This is a genomic window from Streptococcus sp. FDAARGOS_256 (assembly GCF_002289235.2).
Taxonomy (GTDB): domain Bacteria; phylum Bacillota; class Bacilli; order Lactobacillales; family Streptococcaceae; genus Streptococcus.
In genome coordinates, this window is sequence record NZ_NTGM02000001.1 from 1,407,313 (window position 1) to 1,422,206 (window position 14,894).

15 protein-coding genes are annotated in these 14,894 nt (G+C 42.8%); 9 read left to right on the top strand and 6 right to left on the bottom strand.

From position 1 onward, the window contains the following. Window positions 1-9: 9 nt before the first annotated feature. The 4 genes from A6J84_RS06985 to A6J84_RS07000 all read left to right on the top strand — a co-directional run bounded on the left by A6J84_RS06985 (window position 10) and on the right by A6J84_RS07000 (window position 2,773). On the top strand, window positions 10-687 hold the full coding sequence (locus tag A6J84_RS06985) for a DUF1129 domain-containing protein (RefSeq protein WP_000077999.1): 678 nt from the start codon (window positions 10-12) through the stop codon (window positions 685-687). A gap of 15 nt (window positions 688-702) precedes the next feature. Next, on the top strand, window positions 703-1,050 hold the full coding sequence (locus A6J84_RS06990; protein WP_007520826.1) for a TfoX/Sxy family protein: 348 nt from the start codon (window positions 703-705) through the stop codon (window positions 1,048-1,050). A gap of 319 nt (window positions 1,051-1,369) precedes the next feature. Further along, window positions 1,370-2,404, top strand: coding sequence for a S66 peptidase family protein (locus A6J84_RS06995; protein WP_095726313.1), 1,035 nt, complete (start codon window positions 1,370-1,372; stop codon window positions 2,402-2,404). Window positions 2,405-2,509: 105 nt separating this feature from the next. After that, complete coding sequence (locus A6J84_RS07000) at window positions 2,510-2,773, top strand: SemiSWEET family transporter (RefSeq protein WP_000166112.1); 264 nt, start codon at window positions 2,510-2,512, stop codon at window positions 2,771-2,773. An 82-nt stretch (window positions 2,774-2,855) separates the two neighbouring features. Here A6J84_RS07000 and A6J84_RS07005 read toward each other — a convergent pair whose 3' ends face one another. The 3 genes from A6J84_RS07005 to A6J84_RS07015 are packed head-to-tail and all read right to left on the bottom strand — an operon-like array spanning window position 2,856 to window position 5,267. After that, on the bottom strand, window positions 2,856-3,419 hold the full coding sequence (locus tag A6J84_RS07005; RefSeq protein ID WP_001126060.1) for a DNA-3-methyladenine glycosylase I: 564 nt from the start codon (window positions 3,417-3,419) through the stop codon (window positions 2,856-2,858). Between the two features lie 9 nt (window positions 3,420-3,428). Next, entirely contained in the window at window positions 3,429-4,022 is a 594-nt protein-coding gene (ruvA, locus tag A6J84_RS07010) for a Holliday junction branch migration protein RuvA (RefSeq protein ID WP_000273401.1), read from the bottom strand. A gap of 12 nt (window positions 4,023-4,034) precedes the next feature. Next, window positions 4,035-5,267 (bottom strand): MFS transporter, encoded by a 1,233-nt coding sequence (locus A6J84_RS07015; protein WP_000657470.1) that lies wholly within the window; start codon window positions 5,265-5,267, stop codon window positions 4,035-4,037. Between the two features lie 172 nt (window positions 5,268-5,439). Between A6J84_RS07015 and A6J84_RS07020 the strand changes: the two genes are divergently transcribed. Continuing rightward, complete coding sequence (locus tag A6J84_RS07020; RefSeq protein ID WP_000761364.1) at window positions 5,440-5,943, top strand: helix-turn-helix domain-containing protein; 504 nt, start codon at window positions 5,440-5,442, stop codon at window positions 5,941-5,943. Continuing rightward, window positions 5,927-6,448, top strand: a complete 522-nt coding sequence (locus tag A6J84_RS07025; protein ID WP_000769794.1) for an RDD family protein — start codon at window positions 5,927-5,929, stop codon at window positions 6,446-6,448. The genes A6J84_RS07020 and A6J84_RS07025 overlap by 17 nt, the downstream gene beginning before the upstream one ends. 35 nt (window positions 6,449-6,483) lie before the next feature. Here the strand turns inward: A6J84_RS07025 and mutL are convergent, their stop codons facing one another. Next, window positions 6,484-8,433 carry a DNA mismatch repair endonuclease MutL gene (gene mutL / locus A6J84_RS07030; protein WP_095726315.1) on the bottom strand — a complete coding sequence of 650 codons (1,950 nt, stop codon included), beginning with the start codon at window positions 8,431-8,433 and terminating at the stop codon, window positions 6,484-6,486. 313 nt (window positions 8,434-8,746) lie between these two features. Between mutL and A6J84_RS07035 the strand changes: the two genes are divergently transcribed. Further along, the gene (locus tag A6J84_RS07035; protein WP_095726316.1) at window positions 8,747-9,187 is read left to right on the top strand and encodes a LytTR family DNA-binding domain-containing protein; all 441 of its coding nucleotides are present in this window, start codon (window positions 8,747-8,749) and stop codon (window positions 9,185-9,187) included. Continuing rightward, on the top strand, window positions 9,184-9,642 hold the full coding sequence (locus tag A6J84_RS07040) for a DUF3021 domain-containing protein (RefSeq protein WP_000743977.1): 459 nt from the start codon (window positions 9,184-9,186) through the stop codon (window positions 9,640-9,642). The genes A6J84_RS07035 and A6J84_RS07040 overlap by 4 nt, the downstream gene beginning before the upstream one ends. 42 nt (window positions 9,643-9,684) lie before the next feature. Here the strand turns inward: A6J84_RS07040 and mutS are convergent, their stop codons facing one another. Together mutS and argR are read right to left on the bottom strand one after the other, a co-directional pair. Further along, window positions 9,685-12,219 (bottom strand): DNA mismatch repair protein MutS, encoded by a 2,535-nt coding sequence (gene mutS, locus A6J84_RS07045; protein WP_063645815.1) that lies wholly within the window; start codon window positions 12,217-12,219, stop codon window positions 9,685-9,687. 50 nt (window positions 12,220-12,269) lie between these two features. Continuing rightward, window positions 12,270-12,716, bottom strand: a complete 447-nt coding sequence (gene argR / locus A6J84_RS07050) for an arginine repressor (RefSeq protein ID WP_001231483.1) — start codon at window positions 12,714-12,716, stop codon at window positions 12,270-12,272. Between the two features lie 154 nt (window positions 12,717-12,870). On the opposite strand from argR, the gene argS reads away from it, so the two are divergent. Continuing rightward, window positions 12,871-14,562: an arginine--tRNA ligase gene (gene argS, locus A6J84_RS07055; RefSeq protein ID WP_001092733.1), complete on the top strand. Its 1,692-nt coding sequence runs from the start codon at window positions 12,871-12,873 to the stop codon at window positions 14,560-14,562. The last annotated feature ends 332 nt before the right edge of the window (window positions 14,563-14,894 follow it).

Consider the following 14,894-nt stretch of genomic DNA (forward strand, 5'->3'; position numbering starts at 1 on the left):
GGAATCCCTATGTCTCAGATTGATTTACAAAAATTAACTAAGAAAAACCAAGAGTTTATCCACATCGCTACCCAACAATTTATCAAAGATGGTAAAACAGACGCTGAAATCAAGGCTGTCTTTGAGGAAGTCATTCCTAAAATCCTTGAAGAGCAGGCCAAAGGGACGACCGCTCGTTCCCTCTACGGGGCTCCAACCCACTGGGCTCATAGCTTCACTGTCAAGGAGCAATACGAAAAAGAGCATCCAAAAGAAAATGACGATCCAAAACTCATGATTATGGACTCCGCTCTTTTTATCACCAGTCTCTTTGCATTGGTTAGCGCTCTGACTACCTTCTTCTCTACAGATCAGGCTATTGGCTATGGGGTGATTACCCTCTTGTTGGTTGGACTTGTAGGGGGACTTGCCTTCTACTTGATGTACTACTTTGTCTACCAGTATTATGGACCAGACACAGATCGTAGCCAACGTCCTCCATTCTGGAAATCAATCCTCGTCATCCTGGCCTCTATGGTCCTTTGGTTGGTTGTCTTCTTTGCAACAAGCTTCCTACCAGCAAACCTCAATCCAGTCCTTGCTCCATTGCCTTTGGCTATTCTAGGAGCAGCACTTCTCGCCCTTCGCTTCTATCTCAAGAAACGCTTCAATATCCGAAGTGCAAGCGCGGGCCCATCACGTTATTAAGAAAAGTGAACAGCTATGGCATATAGTCAATCTTTAGCTCAGCAGATTCGAAAAATTCTAGCACTCAAACTTCCTCCCCAAATTTTCGAAGAAGAGTTAGAAGAAAAGAAACTGTTTGGTGGCCTGGCCTTTATGATTCGTGGGAAAATGGTCCTTACAGTCAGTTCCAGAAAAGACGAGCTGGTTATGGTGAGAATTGGCAAAGAAATGGAAAAGCAAGTTCTACCCCGAACAGGAGCTCGTACTACATTGATGAGAGGGCGACCTTATCATGGCTATATAGACCTAGATATTGAAGGTCAAAAAGAACTTCCTTACTGGATTGATTTAGCCCTCTCCTATAATCAAGAGTTAACCAAGTAACTCATATCTAGTGAGATTACAGATTAGTAAAACGATAAGCAACTGCACTAGCGGTTGCTTTTTTCTTGCTTTCTTGAGATCCAATAGCACTTCTGAGTCTCATTCTTGTAGTTTTCTCTCATCTTTTGTGATAGAATAGGCTCATACTCAATGAAAATCAAAGAGCAAACTAGGAAGCTAGCCGCAGGTTGCTCAAAGCACTGCTTTGAGGTTGTAGATAGAACTGACGAAGTCAGTAACATAGACACGGCAAGGCAAAGCTGACGTGGTTTGAATTTGATTTTCGAAGAGTATCAATCTATTTCTAGGAGGATGAGATATGGTTTCTACTATTGGTATTGTTAGTTTGTCTAGTGGTGTTATCGGAGAGGATTTTGTCAAACACGAAGTCGATTTGGGTATTCAACGTCTCAAGGATTTGGGACTCAATCCTGTCTTTCTGCCCCATTCACTAAAAGGGTTAGACTTTATCAAGGACCATCCTGAAGCACGTGCAGAGGATTTGATGCAGGCCTTTTCTGATGATAGCATCGACATGATCCTATGCGCCATCGGTGGGGATGATACCTATCGTTTGCTACCTTATCTTTTTGAAAATGACCAACTACAAAAGGTTATCAAACCAAAGATTTTTCTCGGTTTCTCGGATACAACCATGAACCATCTTATGTTGCATAAACTAGGAATCAAGACTTTTTATGGGCAATCCTTTCTAGCAGACATTTGTGAATTGGACAAGGAGATGTTATCCTATAGCCTCCACTACTTTAAAGAACTGATCGAAACAGGAAAAATCTCAGAAATCCGCCCTAGCGACCTTTGGTATGAGGAACGGACTGATTTTAGTCACAAGGCTCTGGGAACAGCTCGTGTCAGTCATGCAAATACTGGTTTTGACTTGTTACAAGGAAATACCCAGTTTGAGGGAGAAATTCTCGGTGGTTGCCTTGAGTCCCTCTATGATATCTTTGACAATTCTCGATACGCAGACAGCACGGACCTCTGCCAAGAGTACCGACTCTTCCCTGACTTATGTGACTGGGAAGGAAAGATTCTCTTGCTAGAAACAAGCGAAGAAAAGCCTGAACCTGATGATTTCAAAAAAATGTTGCGGACTTTAAAGGACACGGGGATATTTGGGGTTATCAGTGGACTCTTGGTCGGAAAGCCAATGGATGAAACCTTCTATGACGACTACAAGGAAGCACTATTGGATATCATTGACAGCAATATCCCGATTGTCTATAATCTGAATGTCGGTCACGCCACACCAAGAGCCATTGTACCCTTTGGCGTTCACGCTTATGTGGATACACAGAAGCAAGTCATTCGCTTTGACTATAACAAAAAATAAACAATTTCTCCATTTTTGTGCTTTGGTATTGATTTTCGTTACAATTTGTGTCTGAATTTATTGCATTTTGCTTATTTCTATGATATCTTTTTAGAGGAGGTGTATATGACTAAACAAAAAATAAATCAAATTGTCGGTTCAATTGGAGCCTTTATCGGGATTATTGTATTTATCGCCTACATCCCACAAATTTTTGCCAATTTACAAGGCAACAAAGCTCAACCATTCCAGCCTTTATCCGCAGCAGTATCTTGTTTAATTTGGGTTATTTACGGATGGACAAAAGAGCCTAAGAAGGATTGGATACTAATTATTCCAAACTCAGCTGGCGTTGTCTTAGGTGGACTGACATTTCTTACTGCACTATAAAAGTTACTAGCATATAATCAAAAAGCTGAGATAATTTTCTCAGCTTTTTCTATTTTCTCAGATAGTTAGACGCTTGGACTCACTAATTTCCGTTTTTCCACTCGCAATCATTCTCGTGGTCATCAACCAGGCCTGCCGCCTGTAGAAAAGACAAAACTGCGACTGGACCTGTAAACTTGAAGCCTTGTTTTTTGAGATCTTGAGACAACTTTTCAGACAAGGCTGTTTTAGCAGGTGCTAGGTGATAGTCAGGAACATCATTCACGATCGTTTTTCCCTCAACAAAAGACCAGAGATAGGCATCAAAGGAGCCATATGCTTCCTGAACTTGTAAAAATGCTTGGACATTGGAGCGTGTCGCAAAGAGCTTGGCACGATTTCGGATGATGGCTGGATTCTCTAACAAGGCTTCCAACTCCCCATCTGTCATTTCCGCGACCGCTTGAATTTGATAGCCATGAAATGCTTCTCGGAAAGCCTGGCGTTTGTTGAGTACCGTTTCCCAAGACAGACCAGCCTGATAAGTCTCCATACAGAGCAGTTCAAAAAGAGCGCGGTCATCATGAAGGGGTTGCCCCCACTCCTCATCATGATAGGCTACATATAAGGGATTATTCATTTTTACCCAACCACAGCGTTTTGGCATATTATACTCCTATTTGACCAACATCTTAAGGGCCGACTTGATATAGTTCTCTGCTGTATCCGTCGTTCCTTCAAAGAATTTCTTGATTTTCTTAAGTTCAGTCGCCTTGTAGCCCAGTGCCAGCATGGCTTCCATAGCTTCTTCCAGTTCTTGGTTTTCAGCGCTGGTTTGCACTGCGACCTTGGAAGGAAGGTCATCACTAGCCACGACTACCTTGCCTTCCAAGTCCAGCACCATCTGCTGGGCTGTTTTCTTGCCAATTTTAGGGAACTTGGTCAAGTAGGTGATGTTCTTAGTCTCGATCGCTTGAACCAAGCCAGCATTGTCATCAGCTGCGATGATAGCAAGAGCTGACACAGGACCAATCCCTGAGACCGAGATCAGACTGAGAAAGAGCTTTTTCTCATCTTCTGAGCGAAAACCGTAGAGCAGATGGGCATCCTCACGAACAACTTGGTGCACATAAATCTGAGTTTCTTGATTGACCTGACCTGAGTAGGCATAGGGATTGGCTACATGCAAGATATAACCGATACCATTTGCCTCAAGGATGATATATTTAGCAGTGATTTTGGTAATGATTCCTTTTAGATATTCGTACATAATTTTCACTTTCTATAATTGATTTGCAATTCCTTGTAAATGCGCTGCTCTGATGATAAGAAGCAACCCAAGTACTGCACACACAATAAAAACGAGCCAAACACCTACAGCACCTGTTGCAGCGCTGATAGAAATCATCGCCCCCGCTAAAATAGACGCTAAAGGCTGCGCCATATTAAGGAAACCTGAGTAGGTTCCGAGCTTATTCTCATTCATCATTTCCGCCCGCAAAACTTGGCTTGGCGGCATGCAGATGAGTTCCCCCATAGTATAGAGAATGGCTAGCAAAAACAGAGCCCAGAAACTCCTGAAGACAATGGTGAAAAGCATACCCAAGTCAAAGATAATACTTCCCAATAAAAACTGCGGTATGAGCTTCATTTCCTTGGTCAAACGATTGGCAGTCGTTATGAAGCAAACAATAATCAGGGTATTGATAAAGACCATGATACTGAGCATCTTAGCTCCTGAAATATGAATACCGAAAATACTACTCGCGATGAATGACTCTTTCAAATGAACGGGTATATAATTGTCAATTTGCAACCAGATAACTCCATTAAATACAGTCCCTAACGTATAAAGTAGGAAAATTTTGTCCTGAAAAACAGAAACATAATTTTTCACAGTTGCCAAAGGACTGCTACCATGCTCAAAGACCAGATTAGCTGGCTTGCTTTCTGAAAAATATTTCCAAGCGAGGAAAAAATTCAAGAAGCTAATCACCGTCAAAACCAGAAGCAACTCAAAAAAATGGTGGTCGTAAAAGAAACCTGCAAGCCCTGCTCCTAACATAACGGATACATTGACAAACCAATAACTAATCGTATAAACGAAACGGCGATTTTGCTCGTCGGTCAAATCAATAATCATCGCATCAATAGCCGGCCAAGAGAAAGTTCCTGCGGTCTCTGCCAGCAACATTCCGACAAAAGTCAAAAAGGGAAAAATATGATTAGGCATATTTGCCAGCAGCACAAGAAAGTAGCCACTCGCAAGACCAAAGTTTCCCCAGTCAATGACTTTCTTACGTCCCCAAAGATCCGCCAAATGTCCACCATACAGCCCAGCTAAAAAACCAATGAGTTTGGTTGTGATCATCAATAACCCCGCCCAAAAGGCTCCAAAATATTGAACATAGTACATGGCCATAAAAGGAGTAATGGCACTCTCTAAAATCCGTGCTACAAAGCTCATCCATTCCCGCATTTGAATTTGCTTGGGGAGGGCAAAAAATTCTTTCATCTTTCATTCCTTTTTCATAATTTCTTCGCTTTTTCTTACCTAGTATATCATATTTTTTTGCTGAAAACTGCAAACACAAGTGCAACCTCTGGTTGACAAATAGTACAGGAGATTGTATTCTCATAATAAGTAAAAATTGTTAGGATAGAAGTAGAAAAAGGAGGATAGAATAATGAAACTCGCAGAAAAACTATTTGAGCTCAGAAAGGAAAAAGGTTGGTCCCAAGAAAAACTAGCAGAACAAATCAATGTTTCTCGGCAAAGCATCTCCAAATGGGAGTCTGGACAAGTACTTCCTGAAATCGAAAAAATTATTGAATTAAGCAAGATTTTTCAAGTGACAACTGACTATCTCTTACTGGATGAAAACTCTGAAAAATCTTCAACGGCAGTGATTTTGGAGGAAGACAAGGACAACTACTATAAAGAGGTTAAATCCTTTGGTCTTTGGCAAGTGATTTATATTTTCGTATTGGCTCTGGCTATCTATCTCTTTTTAGCCGGTTCTAGTTTTCCAGCCGAATTCACCGCTTTGATCTGGCTAACCTTCGTTCTCTTAATCGCTTCTGCAATTGCTATTAACAAGGCGCTAAAGATTAAGCAAAAGTATCTGGACAAGGTTATATGCCTTGATGATTTTAAGAAAGAAGGTGCTAAAGATGAAACTAAAAACTGACAATCCCATACCTATCAAAACTCGTCTGAAAGAGCTGATTGGAGACTGGCTCTTTATCTCGGGCTACCTCATTTCTTTATTTTTACTAGCTATGGGCTTTTACAATCTAGTTCTAGGAGGCGTTCCCGTATTCACTGAAGCCCAGAGCCAACTTCTGGCTTTTTCTAGCTCGGTTCTGCCCCTAACTATCATCTTTGCTTGGCTCGACTATAGAAAAGGAAGTTTTGGCAAGCGTTGGGCAGGTTTACAGCTGATTTACAAGCATAGGAGCCTTTCCCACAGCCTTTTGCGCTCTGCTATCAAGTTTTTCCCTTGGCAGTTGGGACATATGGGAGCTATTCGTAGTGCTTATCAAGCAGATGCTCTGTCAATTTTCTTGTCAACCTCAGCAGGGATTCTCTTCTTGATTTTTCTGCTGATGGGACTCCTTCGCAAGGACAAACGTCATCCAGCTGATTTGCTTGCTGGAACACAAGTTCAGCTCAAAAATTCAAAACAGCTCTAGTTTTATAACTAGGGCTGTTTGATTTTCTATAAGGTTTAGTATTTCCCCAACTCTCGGAGGCTGGTATGATTCTCCTGAATGCGTCGGAACATCTTTTCCATATCCGACTTGGTAAAATGCACCAAAACAGGACGGCCATGTGGACAGTTATAGGGATTGTCACATTGAGAAAGCTGATAAAGGAGCTGTCTGGCTGAGTGGTCATCGATACGATGGTTGGCCTTGATAGACCGCTTGCAGGACATCATGATAGCCAACTCTGCTCGGTATTTCTTGATCGAAACTTTCTTGGTCAAGAGCAGCATATCACACATTTCATAGATACCAGACTCGATTTCTTCCTCTGCCATCCAAATAGGATGTTCACGTAGGATAAACTGGTTGGCTCCGTACTCTGCTAAAAAGACACCCACTTCCTCTAAGAGAGGCATTCTTTCCCTGAGACGAAGGGCATCATCTGCTGGGAATTCAAAGATATAGGGCACTAGAAGTTGTTGCTGACTCTGGTCAACATTGCCGATGCTTTCACGGTATTCCTCGTACTTAACCCGTTCCTGAGCCGCATGCTGGTCAATGATATAGAGTCCATCTCGACCTTGGGCAAAGAGATAGGTCCCGTGCATTTGCCCGAAAAATTCCAACTCTGGAAAGCTGGATGCTTCTTCTCGCTCCAGCTTGTCATAGGCCTTATCGAGACTGGCAAGATCTAACTCTGGGTGATCTAGTTGGTCATAGCTGACAGGCTTTCTCTCTGCAAAATGCAGTTTTGCTGGCTTGGTCAGTTGCTCCAAGGTTTCCTTGGCAAACAAGGTTAAATCCTGCCCTTCCTCAGTTAATTCAACCTGATGATCAGCCACCTCAGCTTGACTGGCTCTAGTTACCTCCGTTTTTTCATAGTAAAGCGTATTTTCTTTGAGCGGGAGAATGGTCTGCTCCACCTTTTGACGATTGCGCACGGTCGACTTGGCAAGATTTTCTAAAGCATCAGGAATCAAGGCTTGTTCCTTGAGACTATTTGAAATAGCTTCTGAAAGCAGCGCCATCAGTTCTCTTTCCTTAGAAATCCGCACTTCTTGTTTGGTTGGATGCACATTGACATCAGCTAGATAGGGGTCAATATGGATGTGAATGACAGCCAGTGGAAAACGCCCTACCATAAGCTTGCTTCCGTAACCATCCAAAATAGCACGGTTGAGCAAGAAGTTCTTGATATATCGACCATTGATGAAGAGGCTGATATAGTTGCGATTAGCTCGAGTCAACTCAGGCAAGGACACAAAACCTGTAATTTCAAAGTCTAGATCCGAATTCTCAATGGCTATCATCTTCTTGGCACTCGCCAAGCCATAAATTCCAGCAATAGCTTGGCGTAGTTGACCCGTACCAGCTGTTCGTGTCATTTCCTTGCCATCACTAATCAAACTAAAAGAAATCTCAGGATGAGCAAGGCCCAGACGGTTGACAATATCAATGATATGAGACAGCTCCGCCTGCTGGCTCTTCATATACTTGAGACGAGCTGGTGTATTGAAAAAGAGGTCCTCCACACAAACTTTGGTTCCCACAGGACTAGTCGCTGGGATGACTTCCTCAACTTCACCCCCACGCGCAACGAGCTTGGTCCCATGACTCGCACCATCCACCGCCGTCAACAGAGTCAGAACACTGACAGAAGCGATAGAGGGCAGGGCCTCACCACGAAAACCGAGCGTCCGAATCCGAAAAAGGTCTGCTTGATTTTTTATCTTACTGGTCGCATGGCGACGCAGGGCCAATTCCACCTCATCGTGGGCAATTCCATGACCATTATCTGTGATTTGAATCTTCTTTAGACCTGATTCCTCAATCTCAATGATAATCTGGCTAGAGCCCGCGTCAATAGCATTTTCTACCAACTCTTTGACTACACTGGCAGGACGTTCAATGACCTCTCCTGCCGCGATCTGGTTTGCCAGCACCTCTGGCAATTCAATAATACGAGACATCTTTCAGCCCCTTTCTGTATCTATTTTCCTAGAAATTGATTAGTGCTATTATACCATATTTCAGATACTATCAGAAAAAGCAAATACCACATAGACTCCAAATCTCTCCACATAGACAAAAGCTCTTGCCATGGGTCGTAAAATAGTGGTATACTCAATAAAAATCAAAGAGCAAACTAGAAAGCTAGGCGCAGACAGTACTTTAGTACGGCAAGACGACGCTGACGTGGTTTGAATTTGATTTTTGAAGAGTATTAATAAAGGTGTACAAGAAGTGAGATTAACCTTGTATAACTGAAAAGGAGAGAAATTTATGAAAGTAGAACTACAGATTAAGGAGACTTACGAGGAGGAAAAGCTGATTGTCCAAACTCCTCAGCCGACCGAAAAAGTCCAGAAAGTCATCGAGTTCGCAGAAAATCTTGACCAAAAAGAAACAATCAAAGGAAAGATTGATGATCAGGTCTACCTAGTTAAGATTTATAAGATACAACGCTTCTATATCGAGAATCGAAAGGTTCTAGCAGAAACTGCCAGTCAGACCTACAGCATTGATTTACGACTCTATCAAGTTCTTGACATTCTGCCGACCACTTTTATCCAAATTTCCCAATCAGAAATCGTTAATATTGACGCTATCTCTCATCTCAAGCTCACGCCCAATGGTCTGGTTGAAATTTTCTTAAAAAACGAAAGCTTCACCTACTCTTCACACCGTTACCTAAAAACCATCAAGGAGAAATTAGAACTATGAAAAAACAAATCTTTCACGATGCAGCCGCTGGTGTACTTATCGGCCTCATCCTCTCTATCCTCTTTTCACTCATTTATGCACCAAATACCTATACCCCACTAAGCCCCGAGTCTCTTATCGGCCAAGCGATGGCTCAACATCAGGTTCACGGTGCCTTGGTCTTGCTCTACTGTATGATCATCTGGTCAGCTATCGGTGTTCTCTTTAGCTTTGGTGGTCGTTTATTCAGCCGTGATTGGAGCTTGCTCCGTGCCACACTTTCCCATTTCTTCCTTATGCTGGCTGGCTTTGTTCCACTAGCAACTCTGGCTGGTTGGTTCCCCTTCCACTGGACCTTCTATCTCCAACTCATTCCAGAGTTTGCAATCGTCTACCTTATCATCTGGGTTATTCTCTATAAAAGAGAAGCTAAAAAAGTAGACCACATCAATCAACTCTTGGCTCATAAAAAGTAATAGAGAAAAATCCCACTCACAAACACATGAGTGGGGTCCTTTTTATAATTTTTGTTTGAGCTCAACCAAGACATTCATAGCCTGCATAGGTGTCATATTGTACACATCCAGTTTAGCTAATTCTGCTAGGATAGGATGCTCTGCAGGCGCGTCAAAGAGTGACATCTGTTCAGTAACAGCACTTGTTTGTCTCATTGGAGCAGGACTTTCCGTCCCTTGATTCTCCAGTTGAGTCAATATCTTATCCGCCCTTGCTAAAAGTTCTTCTGGTAAACCAGCAATCTTAGCAACGTGGATACCGTAGGATTTGTCAGCTGGTCCTGGTTCGATCTTGTGAAGGAAGGTGACCTGCCCATTCTGCTCCAAGGTTGCCACATGGACATTAACCAAGTGTTCCAAACTGGACTCCAGACTGGTCAACTCATGGTAGTGGGTCGCAAAGAGGGTCTTGGCTCCGATATGTTCATGAATGTATTCGATGATGGACTGGGCCAGAGCCATCCCGTCATAAGTTGCCGTTCCCCGTCCCAATTCATCGAAGAGAATCAAGGAGTCCTTGGTCGCATGCGAAATGGCATTGTTGGCCTCCATCATCTCCACCATAAAGGTTGATTGACCTGAAACCAAGTCATCTGCTGCTCCGATACGGGTAAAGATAGCATCGAAGATAGGCAAATGCGCACTTTCTGCCGGCACATACGAGCCTAGCTGGGCCATAACCGCCGTCATAGCTAGCTGGCGCATGTAGGTTGACTTCCCACTCATGTTGGGCCCTGTAATTAGCTGAATACTGGTATCTTCTGCCATCTGAATCGTATTAGGAATATAGGTCTGAGCTCCCATAACCTTTTCGACGACAGCATGGCGCCCTTTTTGGATATCTATTTGTGAATCCTCTCCAAACTCAGGTCTGATCAAATGCTGGGTTTCAGCCACAACTGCGAGACTTTGCAAGACATCAACCGTTGCAATTCCTTGGGCTAGAGCCTGCAAACGCTGGATGTACTTGCTGACTTCCTCACGGATGCGCATAAAGATTTCATACTCTAGGTTGGCTGACTTCTCACGCGCCTCCAGCATATCTCCCTCGATACGGGCTAACTCCTCTGTCCCAAAGCGTTCCGAGTTTTTCAGCGTTGCCTTGCGGAAAAAGTGGGCTGGAACATTTCCCAGTTGCGAATTGGTCACATGGAAATAGTAACCATCTTTTTTATTGTAGTCGATCTTGAGCGTGCTGATGCCAGAGTTTTCCCGCTCCTTAGCCTCAATCTCTGCAATCCAGCTGGTCCCTTCTCTGAGCACTCGGCGGTATTTATCCAAGGTCTCATCAAATCCCGTACGGATAATGCCACCTTCCGTAATCACGTGAGGAGCTTCAGGAGCAATCGCTGCGCTAATCAAGCTCTCCAACTCAGGAATGGCATCCAACTGTGCGATAAGATAGCCCAGAGCAGGCTGCTCCATGCCTTCTAAAATCGCACGAATCCGTGGTACACTAGATAAGGTGGTCGCCAACTGCAAGAGATCCTTTGGATTGGTCTTGCCAAAAGAAACTCGGCTAGCCAAACGTTCGATATCATAAACACCCTTGAGACTGTCCGTTAAATCACTACGCTCAAAGAAGTGGTCAAGAAAGACTTGCACCACCTCTTGACGTTGGATGATTCGCTCCTTATCAATCAAAGGACGATGGATCCAAGAACGCAAGAGTCGCATCCCCATAGCTGTTTTGGTTTCATCTAAAAGCCAGAAAAGACTGCCTTGCTTCTTGCCTGAACGGGCATTCTCAACCAAATCCAGACTAGCCTTGGTCGCATAGTCCATCTGTAAGAAATCTTTAATTTCATAGCGGATAACTGGTTTGAGATGGTTCAATTCTCGCATCTGGGTACGGTGAACATACTGGAGGAGCTTACTAGCTGCCGCTTGCTCCACAGCTGCCAGTCGTGGATCCAGTAAATGAATATCCTCAAAGCCTTCCTTCTCATAGGAAAGCACCAAATGCATCTGACGGCTGAGGATTTGTTCTTCTTCCTCAGACAAGTTATAACCCAGCACCACTTCTCGAGCCTTGAGGTTACGGATTTCCCCACAAACCAACGTAAAATCTAATAGACCTGTCACATAAAAGTCACCCGTCACCAGATCCATATAAGCCAGACCAAACTGATTTCCATCGCGATCTAAGGAAACCAAGAAATTATTCTGACTATCTGGCTTACTGCTATCGACGACCGTTCCAGGTGTGATGACCTGGACCACCTCTCGCTTGACAACACCAACCGCTTGTTTGGGATCTTCCATCTGTTCGGCTATGGCTACCTTATAGCCCTGCTCAATCAGAACATCGATATACTGCTGGGCAGAATGATAGGGGACACCCGCCATGGGTATCGGATTTTCTGCATTTTTATTCCGACTCGTTAAGGAAATTTCTAAAATTTGCGCTGCATTAATTGCATCTTCATAGAACAACTCGTAAAAATCACCCATCCGAAAAAGCAAAAAAGCATCTGGGTATTGTTTCTTAATATCCACATACTGTTGCATGCCGGGTGATAGCTTTTCTGTTGCCATTTTCCGTCTCTCCTTGCTAAAAATAAGTCTTGAGAGCAACTCCCAAGACCTTATTTATCTTTCATCAAATCTAGCAAACGATCTTCCATCAGCTTGGCAACGTGCTGGTCTCGACAAATAACCAATAAGGTATTAGCACCAGCAACCGTTCCTAAAATCCATTCATCCTTGTTTGCATCTACAATGTTTGCTAAGACTGCAGCTTCCCCAAGTTTGGTATGAAGTACTAAGGTGAACTCTGCTCTTGCAACTCCTTCTAAATGATGAGACAAAAACTCAACTAAATCAATCTTATCTGTCTCATTTGCTAGTACATAATACACCATATCATTTTTCTTAACCTTGGTCAAGCCGATTTCACGCAAATCACGTGACAAAGTCGTTTGTGTCACATAAACATTACGAGCTTCTAAACGATCTTGAATCTCTTTTTGTGTCCCAAGTTTTTCTTCGGTGATCATCTTTTTAATCAATTGATGCCGTTCTCTTTTTCTCATATTATCCTCTTAAGTGAATATTTATAACAAGTTTTACATTTATTTTATAACTACATTATACCAAAAAAAATAGATAATTCAAAAAAATTCTTTTCTTTCTCAAAAAATGTAGTAAATTGTGTTAAAATAGTAAAAAAGCCCAAAAGGAGCCCTTATGAATACAAAAGAATTGATTGCTAGCGAGTTGGCTAGCGTCATTGATAGCCTGGATCAAGAGGCTATTTTAAATTTACTGGAAACACCTAAAAACTCAGAAATGGGAGACATCGCCTTCCCTGCCTTTTCTCTAGCAAAGGTCGAGCGTAAAGCTCCGCAAATGATTGCAACAGATATTGCTGAAAAAATCAATAGTCAAGCCTTTGAAAAGGTTGTCGCTACTGGACCTTACGTCAACTTTTTCCTTGATAAATCTGCTATTTCGGCTCAGGTATTACAGGATGTTATCACTGAAAAAGAACACTATGCCGACCAAACCATTGGCAAGCAAGAAAATGTCGTCATCGACATGTCTAGTCCCAATATCGCAAAACCATTCTCTATTGGGCACTTGCGTTCAACGGTTATCGGAGATAGCTTGTCACATATTTTCCAAAAGATCGGCTATCAAACGGTCAAGGTCAACCATTTGGGAGACTGGGGTAAACAGTTTGGAATGTTGATCGTTGCCTACAAGAAATGGGGAAATGAGGAAGCCGTTAAAGCGCATCCAATCGATGAACTTCTTAAACTCTACGTTCGCATCAATGCTGAAGCTGAAAAAGATCCTAGCTTGGATGAAGAAGCACGCGAATGGTTCCGCAAACTGGAAAATGGAGATGAGGAAGCCCTCGCTCTCTGGCAATGGTTCCGTGATGAAAGTTTAGTGGAATTCAACCGTCTTTACAATGAATTGCAAGTCGAATTTGACAGCTACAACGGAGAAGCCTTCTACAATGATAAGATGGATGCTGTTGTAGACATTCTCGCTGAAAAAGGACTTCTTGTTGAGTCAGAAGGGGCTCAAGTTGTCAATCTTGAGAAATATGGAATTGAACATCCAGCTCTTATCAAAAAATCTGATGGTGCAACTCTCTATATCACACGTGACTTGGCTGCAGCCCTCTACCGTAAAAACGAATACCAATTTGCAAAATCCATCTATGTTGTTGGTCAAGAGCAATCTGCCCACTTCAAACAACTCAAGGCAGTACTACAAGAGATGGGATACGATTGGAGCCAAGACATTGTCCATGTTCCGTTTGGATTGGTAACAAAAGAAGGGAAAAAACTCTCTACTCGTAAAGGAAATGTCATCTTGCTAGAACCGACTATCGCTGAGGCTGTTAGTCGTGCCAAGGCCCAAATCGAGGCGAAAAATCCTGAGTTAGAAAATAAAGACCAGGTTGCCCACGCTGTTGGAGTTGGGGCTATCAAGTTCTATGATCTTAAGACCGACCGTACAAATGGATATGACTTCGACCTTGAAGCTATGGTATCCTTTGAAGGAGAAACTGGACCTTACGTTCAATACGCCTACGCTCGTATCCAATCCATCTTGCGCAAAGCCGATTTCAAACCAGATGCAGCTGGCAACTACAGCTTGAACGATGCTGAAAGCTGGGAAATCATTAAGCTACTCCAGGACTTTCCACGTATTATCAATCGTGCAGCAGATAACTTTGAACCTTCTATCATTGCGAAATTTGCGATTAGTTTGGCTCAAGCATTTAACAAATATTATGCACATACACGTATCCTAGATGAAAGTCCTGAGCGCGACAGTCGTCTGGCCCTCAGCTACGCAACCGCAGTCGTCCTCAAAGAAGCTCTTCGTTTGCTCGGAGTAGAAGCGCCGGAGAAGATGTAAATCGCCAAAGTTACTTGATTGCAGAGCAATCTAAGTAACTAACGCCAAATCCTATTCGGACTTTGGCTAGGCGCTTCACTAGTCATGGTCCCTAAATATAATCGATTTAGAGCCCATGACGTCGTAACCAGTACGAATTGCCTAAACGCTTCACTAATTCACCTAACCAAATAATATCGATTTGGTTAGGCTCATGTCGTAATCTTTTAAATTACTTGAAAGCAATCTGAACGATTGAGGCAAAATAACATTTATATTTTGTTCGGCCTTGCAGCTGTTCAATGAAATAATTTATTCACTTTTACTATTTCTTTATCACACTGGGAGATTCC

Coding starts and splice junctions, on each gene's coding strand:
- A6J84_RS07040 (WP_000743977.1), top strand. CDS start 9,184: ATGAAAAAACAAATCTTTCACGATGCAGCCGCTGGTGTACTTATCGGC.
- A6J84_RS07035 (WP_095726316.1), top strand. CDS start 8,747: ATGAAAGTAGAACTACAGATTAAGGAGACTTACGAGGAGGAAAAGCTG.
- A6J84_RS07025 (WP_000769794.1), top strand. CDS start 5,927: ATGAAACTAAAAACTGACAATCCCATACCTATCAAAACTCGTCTGAAA.
- A6J84_RS07000 (WP_000166112.1), top strand. CDS start 2,510: ATGACTAAACAAAAAATAAATCAAATTGTCGGTTCAATTGGAGCCTTT.
- A6J84_RS07020 (WP_000761364.1), top strand. CDS start 5,440: ATGAAACTCGCAGAAAAACTATTTGAGCTCAGAAAGGAAAAAGGTTGG.
- mutS (WP_063645815.1), bottom strand. CDS start 12,219: ATGGCAACAGAAAAGCTATCACCCGGCATGCAACAGTATGTGGATATT.
- argR (WP_001231483.1), bottom strand. CDS start 12,716: ATGAGAAAAAGAGAACGGCATCAATTGATTAAAAAGATGATCACCGAA.
- mutL (WP_095726315.1), bottom strand. CDS start 8,433: ATGTCTCGTATTATTGAATTGCCAGAGGTGCTGGCAAACCAGATCGCG.
- ruvA (WP_000273401.1), bottom strand. CDS start 4,022: ATGTACGAATATCTAAAAGGAATCATTACCAAAATCACTGCTAAATAT.
- A6J84_RS07005 (WP_001126060.1), bottom strand. CDS start 3,419: ATGCCAAAACGCTGTGGTTGGGTAAAAATGAATAATCCCTTATATGTA.
- A6J84_RS06990 (WP_007520826.1), top strand. CDS start 703: ATGGCATATAGTCAATCTTTAGCTCAGCAGATTCGAAAAATTCTAGCA.
- A6J84_RS06995 (WP_095726313.1), top strand. CDS start 1,370: ATGGTTTCTACTATTGGTATTGTTAGTTTGTCTAGTGGTGTTATCGGA.
- A6J84_RS07015 (WP_000657470.1), bottom strand. CDS start 5,267: ATGAAAGAATTTTTTGCCCTCCCCAAGCAAATTCAAATGCGGGAATGG.
- A6J84_RS06985 (WP_000077999.1), top strand. CDS start 10: ATGTCTCAGATTGATTTACAAAAATTAACTAAGAAAAACCAAGAGTTT.
- argS (WP_001092733.1), top strand. CDS start 12,871: ATGAATACAAAAGAATTGATTGCTAGCGAGTTGGCTAGCGTCATTGAT.